The following is a 13407-nucleotide window of genomic DNA, read 5'->3' on the forward strand; positions in this document are numbered from 1 at the left end:
ACTATAATACTTCAAAAATGAACTGTCCATATAAGAACAAAAGGAGCATTCCATGAACCCTACCATAGAAATCAGTTTCAAGACCGCGCAGGCGTACAGCGCCATGTGCAAGCCGTTGTGTCAGGAACTAAAGCTGCCCCAGACCGCCTTTGATATCCTGATGTTTTTAGCCAACAACCCGGACTGCACCACCGCCCGGGATATCGTGGAGATCCGCAAGATCAAAGCGAACCTTGTGTCGGTAAACGTGGACCGCTTGGTGCAGGAGGGGTATCTGGAGCGCCGCGCCGTGGCGGGCGACCGCCGCAAGACCCAGCTGCTGTGCACCGAAAAGGCGCAGCCGGTCATCGCACGGGGGCGCGAGGTGCAGGAACGCTTTTTTGCCCGTCTGCTGCAAAACACCGATGCCGCCACCCGGGAGGCGTTTTTCCGCACCATGGAAGTCATCGGGAAAAATCTGGACGAGATCCTGCTGCAATTTTCATGATCTATAACAAAAAACAGCCAAGCCCGCAGGCTTGGCTGTTTTTGTATCTTAAGCTTACTTGCTCTCTACCTTTTCCTCGATGGTGGAGTGGTCGATGACCCAATCGGCAGCCTTGCGGATGCCCTCGTTGCGGCGCAGGGCGGCAACGTCGGTGCCTGCCTTGATCTCTTCCACCGTCTTTTTAGTCTTTTCAGCGCGCTCAGCCAGCTGCTTGTCGATCTCCTCATCGGTGGGCAGCAGGTTCTCCTGCTGTGCGATCTGCAGCAGTGCCATGCGGGCGCGGGTGTTCTTCTCTGCGGCGGCACGCACCTTGGCAGTAAAGCTCTCGCGGGTCTCGTGGATCTGGCTCAGATAGGTGGTCAGGCTCATGCGCTGCATCTGCAGCTGCTGCTGGATGACCTGCATCTGCTGCTGGTAGGCGTTTTCCACCAGAATGCTGGGGATCTCGCCCTCTGCGGCATCGGCCAGCTGACCAAGGATCATGTCCTTGGCGTGGTTCAGCGCACCGCCGTGGCGGCCGTCGAACAGCTGCTGCTTCACGAAAGCGCGGTACTCCTCCATGGTCTCCTTGCCCATCTTCTTGGCAAAGTCGCTGTTCAGGGCAGGCAGCTGACGCACGCACACGTCATGCAGCTTGATCTTGAACACAGCAGGCTTGCCAGCCAGCTCCTTGTTGGGGTAGTTCTTGGGGAAGGTGACGTTGATCTCGAACTCGTCCCCTGCCTTGTGGCCCAGAATGCCATCCTCGAAACCGGGGATCATGCGGCCGCTGCCCAGCTGCACCGACTGGTCCTTTGCCGTGCCGCCCTTAAAGGCCACACCGTCCAGAAGACCCTCAAAGTCCATGTGCACCACATTGCCCTTTACAGCGGGGCCCTTGTGGGGCACCAGCTCTGCGGCGTAATTGCGGCGGCGCTCCAGCACCGTGTCGATCTCCTTGTCGGTCACCTCCGGGGTGACGCACTGGGAGGTAAAGCCGGTGGTCTTGGTCAGCTTCAGCTCGGGCTGCAGCGCCACGGTGGCGGTAGCCACAAAGCCCTCGTCCTTCTTCACGCTTACCAGATCGTAGCTGGGATCATCCACCGGCGCAAAGCCGTGTTCCTTCAAAGCAGCCTCGTACAAAGCAGGCACATCCTGATCCATCAGGTCGTTGATGGCATCGTACCAGAAGGTGTGCTCGCCGCGGTCAGCCTCGATCTGTGCGCGGTCGGCCTCGCCCTTCTGGAAGCCCTTGATGGTATAAGTGGCGCGGGTGCGCTCATAGACCGCATTGGAGGCGGCCTCCAGTTCCTCAGCCGTAGCGCTGAAGGTCATTTTGCAGACACTCTTTTCAGGAGTTTCCACGCTTACCAGTTTCATAGGATCTACCCTCCGTGTTGTTCCCTTGGCGGCGGGGCGGCGCTGCAAGGCAGCAGCCAGAACGCCATTTTGGGGACATTTTCAAACATTAATAAAGTTATTATAGCACAAGTGCAGCAAAAGCGGTATAATAAACTTGATAAAAATGTGCCGTTTTGGCAATTTTAGTCCATTCAAGCAGGAAAAAAGCGCGTTTTGCGGCAGCAGCTGCCGCGCAAAAGTGGGAAAACCCTCAGGAAAGGAAGGCTGTCCCCTATGCGATTATTTGATGTTCTGGGCCCGGTGATGATCGGACCCTCCTCCAGCCACACCGCCGGTGCGGCAAAGATCGGCTATACTGCACAAAAGCTTCTGGGCGAGGTGCCGGCGCAGGCAGACATTGGCCTGTACGGCAGCTTTGCCACCACCGGCAAAGGCCACGGCACCGACCGTGCACTGGTGGCGGGGCTGCTGGGCCTGCGCCCGGACGACCCCCGCCTGCCGGACAGCTTTGCACTGGCCGCGCAGCGGGGGATGCAGTTCAGCATCCACCCGGTAGAGCTGCGCTCTGCCCACCCCAACACCGCCGTGCTCACCCTGACCAGCCGCACCGGGCGGCAGCTTTCGCTCAAGGCGGCGTCGGTGGGCGGCGGACGCATCCGCGTCACGGAAATTGACGGCGTCCCGGCGGATTTCGGCGGGGACAGCAACACCCTCATCATCCACAACGAGGACACCCCCGGCTGCATTGCCGAGGTGACCATGGCGCTGGCACTGCGGCGCATCAATATCGCGTCCATGCAGGTGTTCCGCGCCGCTGCGGGCGGCTATGCGGTGATGGTGCTGGAATGCGACTCCCACATCCCCCACGCGCTGGAGCGGCAGCTGGCGGTGATGCCGGGTCTGCTGAAGGTGACCTGCCTGAACGTGGACGAGCCGGAAGAAACGGAGGAATGAGCCATGGCATTTTTGTCCTGTGAAGAGATGCTGGCTGCCGCCCGCAGCCAGAAGATCACGCTGGCAGAAGCGGTGCTGCGCAGCGATTTGGAGGAGAGCCGCCTGACCGAGGCGCACAGCCGCGCCGCCATGCGGCATTTGTGGCAGGTGATGCAGGCCACCAGTCAGGAATACGACCCCGTGCAGCGCAGCCGCAGCGGCCTTTCCGGCGGCGATGCCGCCAAGGTGGAGCAGGCGTGGCAGCAGGGGCGCCTGCTGGGCGATGATTATCTGGCCGCTGTCACGGCAGAAGCCCTGAAGACCGCCGAGTGCAACGCCTGCATGAAGCGCATCGTGGCCGCGCCCACGGCGGGCAGTTGCGGGGTGCTGCCGGCGGTGCTGCTGCCGCTGGCGCGCGCCGGGCAGGCAGACGAGGACGCCGTCTGCGACGCACTGTATGTGGCGGCAGGCTTCGGGCAGGTCATCGCCGCCCGCGCCACGCTGGCGGGCGCAGAGGGCGGCTGTCAGGCCGAGGTAGGCGCAGCCAGCGCCATGGCTGCCGCCGCCCTGTGTAACCTGAAGGGCGGCACCCCGGAGCAGTGCGCCGCTGCTGCCGCCATGGCACTGGGCAACCTGCTGGGTCTGGTCTGCGATCCCGTGGCGGGTCTGGTGGAAGTGCCCTGCATCAAGCGCAACGTGGTGGGCGCGGTGAACGCGGTCTCCTGCGCCAACATGGCACTGGCCGGGGTGGACTACGCCATCCCCTGCGACGAGGTCATCGACGCCATGGGCCGCGTGGGCAGTCTGCTCTCCCCCGACCTGCGCGAGACCGGTCAGGGCGGCCTTGCCGCCACTCCCACCGGTGTAAAGATCGCCCGTCAGCTGGCGCAGGAGGGCTGAGCGCCACGCCCACTCTCCCCCGCCCGGCGGGCAAAAAGCAGCCGTAGAAGCCGCTTTTTGCGCCGATGCGGCAGAAGAATTACAGAAAAGCCGCAGTAAAATCAAAGAAAAGACGTTCTTTTTTGGAAAATATAAAAATATTTTAAAAAAGCTGTTGACAAACCCCGCCCTTCGTGATAAAATACATCATGTTCCGAACGGAACGTATGCGTTGGTAGCTCAGCTGGATAGAGTGACTGACTACGAATCAGTAGGCCGGGGGTTCGAGTCCCTTCCATCGCACCAGAAAATGCCGTGAAATCGAAAGATTTCATGGCTTTTTTGTTTTGTAAGCCATGGTTGCACGGTTTCTGCACGGTTTTTGCACGGTCGGTGTTATCCATGTCCGATGATGTAGGGCGCTGTATTGCATTGCAATCAGTGCCCTTTTTTGCATCAGGTGAGCAGGGCCAGGCGGAGCTTTGCCTTCATTTCCGGGTCGGCATCCTTGAGCAACTCCAGCAGAGCCGTCATGGAGATGGTGGGTTCGCCTGCGGCGGGTACAGCCTGCGGGCTGGGGGTGTCGGGCTTGGCATAGAAGCCGCTTTCAAACTTCTTGCCCAGCTCCACACGGGAGGACTGCTGGATATGGGCGTAGGTGTTCACCAGCATATCCGCACTGGCGTGTCCCGTAGTCCCCTGCACCGCCTTGATGTCGCCGCCGGAGATCATTAGTTGGTAGGTGGCACTGGAATGCCGCAGACCGTGGAACACGATGCGGGGGAACTCCGGGTGTGCGTCCTGCCACTTCAGGAACTTCTTGCGGATGAGCACCGGCTCCACCGCCAGACCGTTGGGCAGCCGCAGCAGCATCCCGCTGTTGCGGTACCGCTCCGGGTCGAGGGCTTCTTCCCGCTTCAGCCGTTCCAGCCACTGCTTCAGCTCCTCCCGCAGGGCGGCGGTCATGAAGATGGTGCGGCAGGAGGCCTCGGTCTTGGTGTCCTTCAGGATGAGGGAGGTCTTGCTGCCCTCCAGCTTGTCCGGGAAGATGCGGAGGATGCAGCCCTTGTCCACCTGTGCCAGCGTGTCCTTCTGCACCCGCTGCATGGAACGGTTGACGGTGAAGGTGCCCATGCCGTTGGCGGCATCAAAGTCGATGTCCTCCGGGGTCAGACCTGCCACCTCCCCTTCTCGCAGCGCACCCACCAGCGTCAGGTGCACCGCCAGATGCAGGATGGGGTCCTCCATGCTGTCCAGCGCTGCCCGCATCTCGTCCACCTCCCAGATGCTGCGCTCTTGGGTGGTCTTTTTGGGTGCTTCCACCGGGACGGGGCTTTTGATGAGGATGCCCCACTCCACCGCCAGCAGAAAGGAATTGTGCAGCAGTTGGTGGACTTCATGGAGGGTAGTGCCGGAGAGGGTGCGCTTCTGCTGCTTGGGCGAGAGGTCTCGCCGCTTGCCGCCCACATACTGTCCGCAAGGGGTCTTGCTCAGGGTGTCGTACAGGGCTTCGATGTGGTAGGGCCGCAGCTTCTGCATCTGCATCTCCCCGATATAAGGGATGATGAGGTTCTGGATGAGCGCCAGATTGGACTGGTAGGTCTTGGGTGCCCACTTGTGCTTGCTGCACTGCTTGGGCAGCCAGTCCATCAGGAACTCCGCCACCGTCACGGTGGACGGGATCAGGAAATTGCCGGTCGCCAGCTCATGCTCGATCTGTTTCTGGCGTTTCACCGCCTCCTCCTTGGTGGGAAAGCTCTCCCATTTGTCGCAGCTCTTGCCGTGCTCGTCCTGATAGGTGTAGCGGACGCTGTAAGAGCTGCCGCGTTTCGTGATATATGCCATAGATTTGCCTCCTTATCAAGCTGCCCGGTAGAGCCACGCATCGAAGCTGTCTTTCGGGATGCGGATGCTTCCGCCTGCCCGCAGGACACGGAACTCGGTGGTGCTGTTGCACAGGTTGTAGGCGGCACGCTGGCTGATGGCCAGCATCTGTGCGACCTCCTTTACCGTGTACACCAGCGTCGGGGCTTTAGGGCTGTTGGTCGGAGACTTGACGGCATTGGTTCGAGTGACCACCTCCATTGTAGTCGGATCAGAGTCCGACTGCAAGGACTTTTTCGTATAATCCAAAGATTTCACATTCTCGTACATTTTATTACACATAGGCATTGCTCCTTACTTATCATGGTGCATCGCAGGCTCCTGCGTGCGGTTCTCATAAAATCGAATGACCTCCGGCGGGATGCTGTCCAGCGTTTTCAGGGCGGCTTCATAGTCCTGTCGCAGCTTGGCATCCTCCAGACGCTTCAAGACGCTCCCCTCCTTCGCTTTGTCCAGCGAGGCAGAGAGCGTCTTGTTCTTCTCTTTCAGCTTTTCGTTTTCGGCGGCGGTCTTGGTGAAGGCTACATTGTACTTCCGCAGCTGGTCCTTCATCCGTGCCACGTTGGGGATATAGCTGTCCAGCACCTTGCTGATCTCCGCCGCACGGCTCTTGCCGTTGAAGGGGTTGATGCCCACCAGCAGGGCGTCCAACTGCTCCTTCTGCTTGGTCAGCTGGGTCATCTCCTTGAAGATGCGGGGCGGGATGTGCTCTCGCCCGGTCTGACTGGCGCTTTCACCCCGTTCCAGTTCCGGGTACTGCTTGACCATGTGCTGCCAGAACTCGTCTTGCCACTTCACAAGGTTCTTGCGGTTGCCGATGATCTCCTTAGCACTCAACCGCCCGTCTGCGGTCAAGGGCACAAAGCAGAGGTGCAGGTGGGGCGTTTTCTCGTCCATGTGGACAACGGCAGAGAGAAAAGTGTCCGGACGCTGTCTGCCCTCCAAAAATTTCAAGGCGTACGCAAAGTACGCCCTGATCTCCCGGTTGCTTTTATCCTTGAAGAACTCCGGGCTGGCGGTGACGAGAGCCTCCACCACCCGCACGCTGTCCTTGCGGACACGGCAGTGGGCGGCGGCTATCATGCGGTCGGCTTCTTCCCGGTATTTGCCCTGCGGCTGCACCAGATGGAGGTTGTAGCGGCTCCGGCTCGTGTCGATATCCGGGTTGCTGGCGTACTGCTCCTTGGTGCGCTCGTTATGGGCCTCGATGGGGCTGATGGCAGGCCCCTTGTATTTTTTGAATCTTAAAATGCCGTATTGGGCTTTCATAGATCACGCTCCTTCTTTGGGTGTACAAAAAATCTGTACGAACTTCAAATAACCCGTACGGTCTGTACGGCGTACAGAAATCTAAAATACAAACGATGACACGTTTTAATTTGTTTCGATTTGCCGTACAGATGCGTACAAGTACAGACCGTACAGGTTGTACGAACTTCTTCCGTAAAAAATGCACTTTTTACGGGCAGGGGTGGACAAGCGGCTCGATGCCCACGAAACCCCGCACCCTGCGGCCACCGGGCAGGTAGATGTTGTTGGTGGCTTCAAGGTTATAGCGGCGGTCGTTCTGGCGCAGTTCTGCGCTGAAACGGATGGCCGACACGCTGTGACAGGCGTTGTCCTCGCACCACTGCTTGTAAATGTCGTAGAACTCCTTGGAGCTGATGGAGTAGTCCGCCTTGAAGCGGAAATAGCCCTCGGATTCCATGAAGTCGATGACATTGTTGCTGCTGCGCTTGATGGTGTCCACGTTGGCGGCGGCACGTTCGCTGACCGTGAAGCGGAAATCGTTCTGCACCAGCCGGTGCAGCCCTTCCAGACACCAGAGCAGGATGCCTTCCAACTCGGCGCACATCTTCTCCACAAGGAAGGGGTCATCCGTGCGGTCGGCAGGCTTGTCCTTGGTGGTCAGGATAAGCTGGCGGCGGAAGAAGCCGTCCGAATGGTCGTACAGTGAAGTCAGCGCACCGTTGCCAAAGCAGAGGAACCGGGCGTAAATGTCCCGCTGGTAGCTTTGGACACCCTTGCGCTCCAAGTCCAGCTTGGCTTCGGCGGTCACAATGGTCTTGATATAGTTGGTCTTGGGCAGGGCGTTCATGTCCATGTCGTCGTCGATCATCAGCAGGCGGCGTTCCAGATCGGCACGGGCAAAGCGGTTGTTCTCCACTTTCTGGACGCTGCCATTGCTGGCGGCATCTCCCATGAGCCGTTTCAGCACCAGCCCGATGCGGGACTTGCCCTCGCCGCCCTTGCCGACAATGAGCATCATCTTCTGCCCCTTGGTGCTGGGGATAAGGCAGTAGCCCAGATATTCCTGCAAGGTGGGAATGTCAGCATCGTCCAGCAGCTCGTGCAGAAAGGTCAGCCAACGGTCCGGGCTGGCAGCTTTCGGGTCATACCTCACAGGCAGACGGTTCTGGCAGAACAGCCGACTCTCCTGAAAAGAGCCGTCCGGCAGATGGTACACGCCGTTCTGGAGGTGGATGCAGTCCTGCTCGATGGGAAACGGGTCGGAAAAGGCCAGCAGCTTGATGGTCTCCAGAATGTTGGTGACCTTTTTGGACAGGCCGGAGGTGACGTATTCCTCGATGTTCTCCAAGATGCGCTGCTTGATCTCACTTTCGTCCTCCACCGGTCCGTCCAGCGTGTACAGCGTTCCGTTGACGCATTTCAGCGGCCACTGTTCCAGAAAGGCACGTCCAAACTGGACTTCGTCAATTTTCTTGCCGTTGTACCAGTCCGGCCATAAGGGGTTGCGGGAAATGTTTTTCTTCATAGGGTGGTTCTCCTTTAGAAAAGTGAAGTGGCGGGTCTCACGGTGAGACCTACCACTTCAGGTGAATCAATCGTCAGGCGCACTTTGCCTGAGCAAGGCGGTCGGTGCGCTCCTCCAGCATCAGCAGGTACGACCCGGACAGCAGTTGTGTGGCGGCAGCGGCCTTCTGCTGGGGCGTCCCAAATGCAACGCAGTCCGTCAGGTGCTCGATGGTCTCGGTCGTGTGGAGGGCTTCTTCAAACCGTGGGTCATGCGGTTCCTCCGGGGTGGCGGGCTTGTAGCGCTCCTGCCAGTCGTGCAACAGGTCGAGATAATCGGTCAGCACCCGCAGGCAGTAGGCGATGTCTGCCCACTGCTCGTCTGTCAGGCCGCGCTTGGGCGGCAGCAGAGCGATGGCATTGGCGGGCGGCTTGTCCGGGTCAAGCCCGAAGTCGTGTATCAGCTTCTCGGCGGCTTGCCGGGGGTTCAGGTCAAACAGCTTGGCGGTGAGGTCGATGGCATCTCCATTGGCCCCGCAAGCGAAGCAATAATAGTAGGATTCGTTCAGCATCATACTGGGGTGGTTGTCGGAGTGGAACGGACAGCACACCATGCCATGGCGGTCGGGTCCCATGCCGTACATCTCTCCCACCTGCCGAACGGTGATGGCGGACTTGATCTTTTGATATAAACTCAAAATTTCTCCTTTGGTCAAAGGCTCTGGCACGGATCGATTTGATCCCTGCCACGTTCAAAGTCACCGGCGTTCCCCAAAATGGGAACTTCGGTGAAGCCGGTCTCCCTTGCTGTCTCCCGACAGGAAATCTTTTTGGACTCTGTGTCGGCCCTATGCAGGGCGCTCGCTCCCCCGATGGGAGGTCTTGGCGGTCTGGGCAGTTCGGACGGTCATTCTGTTGTCAAGGTCCTGTTATGAAAGATATTTCAGAGGGCTTTCGCGGGAAGCCCTTAATATGTTCGCTGCCGGGGAGTTAATATGTTTTCTTTCTGTCTATAGGATAGCACCGCAATGGCCGCTGTGCCGTATATCCATAATGTCGGAAAACAGGTGCAGAAACTGCAAAATTCCACGCTTATGGACAGGAACCGCCGGAAGTGGTATACTGTGCAAAAAACATCGGAGGTGCGACCATGAACATCAAGCTGACACTGGGAGAACGGCTCAAAGACCTGCGTGTGGAGCGGAATCTGAAGCTGGAAACGCTGGCAGAGCAGACGGGTCTGTCCAAATCGGCACTGTCGAAATACGAGAGCGACGACGTGACCGATCTCAGCATTTATGCAGTGACAACGCTGGCTGAGTTCTATGGCGTGACCACGGACTACCTGCTGGGGGTGACGGAAAACAAAAAACGCCCAGATGCAGTCCTTTCGGACTTGCATCTGAGCGATGGCGCAGTGGACGTATTAAGGAATGGAAAATTCAATCATCGGCTGCTGTGTGAGCTGATCGTGCATGAGAATTTTCAGAGGTTCATGACCGATCTGGAGATCTATGTGGACGGATATGTCAGCGCAAACATTCAAAACCTCAATGCTGGTCTGGAAGCGACCCGGCAAATGCTGAAAAAGAAGTATGCAGCAGATGAAAACGATCTATACATGAGCACCTTGAAGCTGGGGCAGATCGATGAAGATGAGTACTTTGGCCGGGTCTTGTACGATGAGTTGGTGGCCATCCTGAAGAACATCAAGACGGAACACCGCAAGGACAAGACCACTTCGGATGGTTCAATGATCGACAACCTGATGAAGGAACTGGAGGATGCACAGAAACATGAAGGGTCTGCGGATGAAAAGAAGATTCGAACAGCATTGAAGGCGATCGGCATCAACTACGATAAGCTGACAGAAGATGAAAGAAAGCTGATAAAGAAGATCCTTTATAAAACGGCAATGCTGAAACCGGGGACACTTGCAGGCAACCGGGGCAAGCACAGACGCTGATCATTTGCTCTGCGCCAGATAGGGAAAAACGCTGCTGCGGCAGGAAGGAGAACGTACACCATTGGTTCCTCTGAAAGCCTGCGCTGGGTGGGCGGAGATCGTCAACTGCCATGCCCATCCGCGCATCCTTCTGCCACAGAACAGGTGCTTGCCGGAGCCTCTCGCAGCCCCTTTTCCGCATCAGCCGGAACCAAGGTGTAACACACTAGACTTTGCAGGCAAAGTCGTGTGCCAACGAGCGTTCCGCCGCTCTTTGGATTCTTCCCGGCAGGGCACTGGAAAATGGGGTGCCCTGTGCAGCACGGGGCGCATCCGTTACCTCGCACAAAAAATTGACTGCAAGTTTTACTTGACAATTCGCGGAATATGCACTATCATAGCCATAAGATGAATATAATGTTTATAACGATATACTCAATTTGAGGGTGAGGTATTTCATGGCGATCAATGATAGTGCTGTCGTCCCGCTTTACCAGCAGGTAAAGGATGACATTCGTGCCGCGATCGAGAGCGGCAAGTACAAAACCAACGAAAAGATCCCTCCGGAGCCGGAACTGAGCGCGGAGTATTCGGTCAGCCGCATCACGGTGCGCCGTGCCGTGGAAGAACTGTGCGCCGAAGGGTATCTGGTCAAAATGCAGGGGCGGGGCACCTTTGTCAGTAAGCCCCGCATCCATCGCAAGTTTACCAGCGGCAGAGGTGCTGCCAGCTTTACGGAGATCTGCAAAGAAAACGGCATGGTGCCGGGTGCCCGGCTGCTGAACCGTCAGATCGTGCCGGTGCGTAAGGATGAGGAAGCCTTCTTCCATGTAGGCCCGGAAGCCTTGCTCATCTATATCCAGCGTCTGCGCACCGCCGATGGTCAGCCGGTTTTTCTGGAGAACCTGTTCCTGCCCTACGAGCCTTATAAGAGCCTGATGAGCGAGAACCTCAATGATGTTTCCATGTTTGACGCCATTGAGCACATCTCCGGGCTGCGCCCTGCAACGACCTCCCGCCAGCGTATCGAGGCAGTGCGAGCCACAGCAGAACAGGCACAGCTGCTCAACCTTTCGCTGGGCGAGCCGCTGCTGTATCTGAACGCCTACTTCCATGACCAATATGACCACCCGCTGTGCATCGGGCGGCAGTATTACATTGGAAGCCGGTATATGTTTGAGTTTTAAGGGCAGAATTCTGTCCAAAAAGAGCGTCTTTTCCACCCGGAAAAGACGCTCTTTTTGTCGTTCCAAGGAGAATTGTTGGTGAAACTGCTAAAATATAGGGGAGATGCTTTGTGCACTTTACCAAAGTAAAGATTTTTTTAGAAAAACCTCTTGACGTCTGTGCAAAATGTGGTACTATGTACATGACGATTATGACGTCTATAACGAATAGGATGATACAGACGTCGAAGAGATGAAGGAAACACAAGAAAGGTCGTGGATGCGTATGAACCGAATCATTCTTGCTTCGCACGGAGGGCTGTCCGCCGGAATGAAGGACACCGTGCAGATGATCCTTGGTGAGTTGCCGAACCTTTATGCCCTTGCCACCCTGCGGGATGAGACCGAGCCTATCACGGTGGCGGCACGCCGGTTGCTGGATGGCTTTGCAGCAGAGGATGCTGTGTACATCGTGACCGATGTGATGGGCGGCAGCGTGAACAACGAGATGCTGACCCTGCTGCCGGAGTATCCGGCGGTGCACCTGATCTGCGGCATGAACGCTTCTCTGGTGCTGACCCTTGCTTCCAACGACGAAGCCCTGACACAGGACGAACTGGCCGAGTGCATTGCAGATGCCAAGGCGCAGATCATTGATTGCAACCTGCTGCTGAAAAACGCAGCCCAAGATGAGGAGGATGACCTATGATCAAATTAGTACGTCTGGACTACCGCCTGCTGCACGGTCAGGTGGTATTCTCGTGGACCGGCCATGTGGGCGCACAGCGCATCATCGTGGTGGACGATGACGCTGCCAGCGACGAGATGAAAAAGTCCGCCCTGCTGCTAAGCAAGCCTGCCGGTGTCCGGGTGAACATCTTTACGGTGGACAAGGCCATCGCCAAGATGCCAAAGGTGGAGCAGCTGGACGAGAAGATCATGATGATCTTCGGCAACACCGCTGCGCTGCTCAAGTTCTGCCAGGCATACCCCAAGATCAAAGAGATCAACTACGGCGCTGTGGCAAATAAGCCCGGCTCCAAGGCCTTTGACCAGTCGGTATTCCTGACCCCGGAGGAGCAGGCAGACACCCAGAAGCTGCTGGATATGGGCATTAAGATCTACAGCCAGCAGACCCCCACCTTTAAGGTAGTACCCATCGATCACACCTGATCGTAAGGAGATAAGAAGGAGGATTTGACCCATGTTTGTTACCGCATTGCTTCTGGGTCTGGTTGGCGTGTTCTGTATTCTGGACTCGCGCATTCTGGGCCGCATGAACTTCGAGCGTCCGCTCATCACCTGCACCATCGTCGGTGCGCTGCTGGGTGATCTGCAGACCGGCCTGACCCTTGGCGCATCCATCGAGCTGATGAGCCTTGGCATCGTGAACATCGGCGCAGCCGCACCCCCGGACATGAACATGGCTGCCATCATCTGCGCAGCTTTTGCCATCCTGACCGATGCTTCTGCCGAGACTGCACTGGCGCTGGCCATCCCCATCGCTGTTCTGGGCCAGATGCTGGGCGTGCTGATGCGCACCATCCTGTCCAACTTGACCCACGTTGCCGACCACGCCATTGCAGAAGGCAAGTTCCGCAAGGCATGGAGTATGCACATCGTCTGGGGCACAGTGCTGTACAGCCTGATGTACTTCATCCCCATTTTCCTGTCCGTCTACTTCGGCACAGATCTGGTGCAGAAGATCGTGGCTTTCATCCCCGCATGGCTGACCGATGGCCTGAACCTCGGCAGTAAGTTCCTTACCGCTTACGGTATTGCCCTGCTGCTGTCCACCATGCTCAACCGCGACCTGACCGTCTACTTCCTGCTGGGCTTCTTCTTTGTGGGCTATCTGGGTCTGGATGTTACCGCTGTGGCAATCTTCGCCGCAATTCTGGCTGTGATCCTGACCGGTCTGAAGTATGGCAAGGGCGCACCCGCCGCAGCCGCTGCCGGTGCAGCTGCTGCCAACCCGGATTACGACCCGCTGGAAGATGACGACGATCTTTGATAGG

At 57.6% G+C, this 13407-nt stretch carries 14 protein-coding genes and 1 tRNA gene; 9 read left to right on the forward strand and 6 right to left on the reverse strand.

Annotated features, from left to right (window positions below):
* Window positions 1-52: 52 nt before the first annotated feature.
* Entirely contained in the window at window positions 53-487 is a 435-nt protein-coding gene (locus C7J97_RS00470) for a MarR family winged helix-turn-helix transcriptional regulator (protein ID WP_113991716.1), read from the forward strand.
* Between the two features lie 54 nt (window positions 488-541).
* Here the strand turns inward: C7J97_RS00470 and tig are convergent, their stop codons facing one another.
* Entirely contained in the window at window positions 542-1846 is a 1305-nt protein-coding gene (gene tig / locus C7J97_RS00475; protein WP_006735262.1) for a trigger factor, read from the reverse strand.
* 255 nt (window positions 1847-2101) lie between these two features.
* Here tig and sdaAB point away from each other — a divergent pair, with 255 nt between their 5' ends.
* The 3 genes from sdaAB (at window position 2102) to C7J97_RS00490 (ending at window position 3946) form a co-directional block, all read left to right on the forward strand.
* Window positions 2102-2782: an L-serine ammonia-lyase, iron-sulfur-dependent subunit beta gene (gene sdaAB, locus C7J97_RS00480; RefSeq protein ID WP_006735266.1), complete on the forward strand. Its 681-nt coding sequence runs from the start codon at window positions 2102-2104 to the stop codon at window positions 2780-2782.
* 3 nt (window positions 2783-2785) lie between these two features.
* Window positions 2786-3661 carry an L-serine ammonia-lyase, iron-sulfur-dependent, subunit alpha gene (sdaAA, locus tag C7J97_RS00485; protein ID WP_113991717.1) on the forward strand — a complete coding sequence of 292 codons (876 nt, stop codon included), beginning with the start codon at window positions 2786-2788 and terminating at the stop codon, window positions 3659-3661.
* Window positions 3662-3869: 208 nt separating this feature from the next.
* Window positions 3870-3946, forward strand: a tRNA-Arg gene (locus tag C7J97_RS00490).
* Window positions 3947-4096: 150 nt separating this feature from the next.
* Here C7J97_RS00490 and C7J97_RS00495 read toward each other — a convergent pair.
* The 5 genes from C7J97_RS00495 to C7J97_RS00515 form a co-directional block, all read right to left on the reverse strand.
* Window positions 4097-5485 carry a site-specific integrase gene (locus C7J97_RS00495; RefSeq protein ID WP_113991718.1) on the reverse strand — a complete coding sequence of 463 codons (1389 nt, stop codon included), beginning with the start codon at window positions 5483-5485 and terminating at the stop codon, window positions 4097-4099.
* A 15-nt stretch (window positions 5486-5500) separates the two neighbouring features.
* Window positions 5501-5794: a helix-turn-helix domain-containing protein gene (locus tag C7J97_RS00500; protein ID WP_113991818.1), complete on the reverse strand. Its 294-nt coding sequence runs from the start codon at window positions 5792-5794 to the stop codon at window positions 5501-5503.
* A 24-nt stretch (window positions 5795-5818) separates the two neighbouring features.
* Window positions 5819-6793, reverse strand: coding sequence for a MobV family relaxase (mobV, locus tag C7J97_RS00505; RefSeq protein ID WP_113991719.1), 975 nt, complete (start codon window positions 6791-6793; stop codon window positions 5819-5821).
* A 190-nt stretch (window positions 6794-6983) separates the two neighbouring features.
* Window positions 6984-8300 (reverse strand): DNA primase family protein, encoded by a 1317-nt coding sequence (locus C7J97_RS00510; protein ID WP_055187078.1) that lies wholly within the window; start codon window positions 8298-8300, stop codon window positions 6984-6986.
* A gap of 73 nt (window positions 8301-8373) precedes the next feature.
* The gene (locus tag C7J97_RS00515) at window positions 8374-8976 is read right to left on the reverse strand and encodes a CHC2 zinc finger domain-containing protein (RefSeq protein WP_242983399.1); all 603 of its coding nucleotides are present in this window, start codon (window positions 8974-8976) and stop codon (window positions 8374-8376) included.
* A gap of 452 nt (window positions 8977-9428) precedes the next feature.
* On the opposite strand from C7J97_RS00515, the gene C7J97_RS00520 reads away from it, so the two are divergent.
* From C7J97_RS00520 to C7J97_RS00540, 5 genes are all read left to right on the forward strand, one after another.
* Complete coding sequence (locus tag C7J97_RS00520) at window positions 9429-10244, forward strand: helix-turn-helix domain-containing protein (RefSeq protein ID WP_113991720.1); 816 nt, start codon at window positions 9429-9431, stop codon at window positions 10242-10244.
* Between the two features lie 437 nt (window positions 10245-10681).
* Window positions 10682-11410: a GntR family transcriptional regulator gene (locus tag C7J97_RS00525; protein ID WP_113991721.1), complete on the forward strand. Its 729-nt coding sequence runs from the start codon at window positions 10682-10684 to the stop codon at window positions 11408-11410.
* Window positions 11411-11675: 265 nt separating this feature from the next.
* Window positions 11676-12098: a PTS sugar transporter subunit IIA gene (locus C7J97_RS00530; RefSeq protein WP_181966900.1), complete on the forward strand. Its 423-nt coding sequence runs from the start codon at window positions 11676-11678 to the stop codon at window positions 12096-12098.
* Window positions 12095-12562 carry a PTS sugar transporter subunit IIB gene (locus C7J97_RS00535; protein ID WP_113991723.1) on the forward strand — a complete coding sequence of 156 codons (468 nt, stop codon included), beginning with the start codon at window positions 12095-12097 and terminating at the stop codon, window positions 12560-12562. The genes C7J97_RS00530 and C7J97_RS00535 overlap by 4 nt, the downstream gene beginning before the upstream one ends.
* A gap of 31 nt (window positions 12563-12593) precedes the next feature.
* A complete protein-coding gene (locus C7J97_RS00540; protein ID WP_113991724.1) occupies window positions 12594-13403 on the forward strand; it encodes a PTS mannose/fructose/sorbose/N-acetylgalactosamine transporter subunit IIC in 810 nt (269 codons plus the stop codon).
* Window positions 13404-13407 lie beyond the last annotated feature (4 nt).

This window comes from Faecalibacterium prausnitzii, from assembly GCF_003324185.1.
In the GTDB taxonomy this organism is placed as follows: domain Bacteria; phylum Bacillota; class Clostridia; order Oscillospirales; family Ruminococcaceae; genus Faecalibacterium; species Faecalibacterium prausnitzii.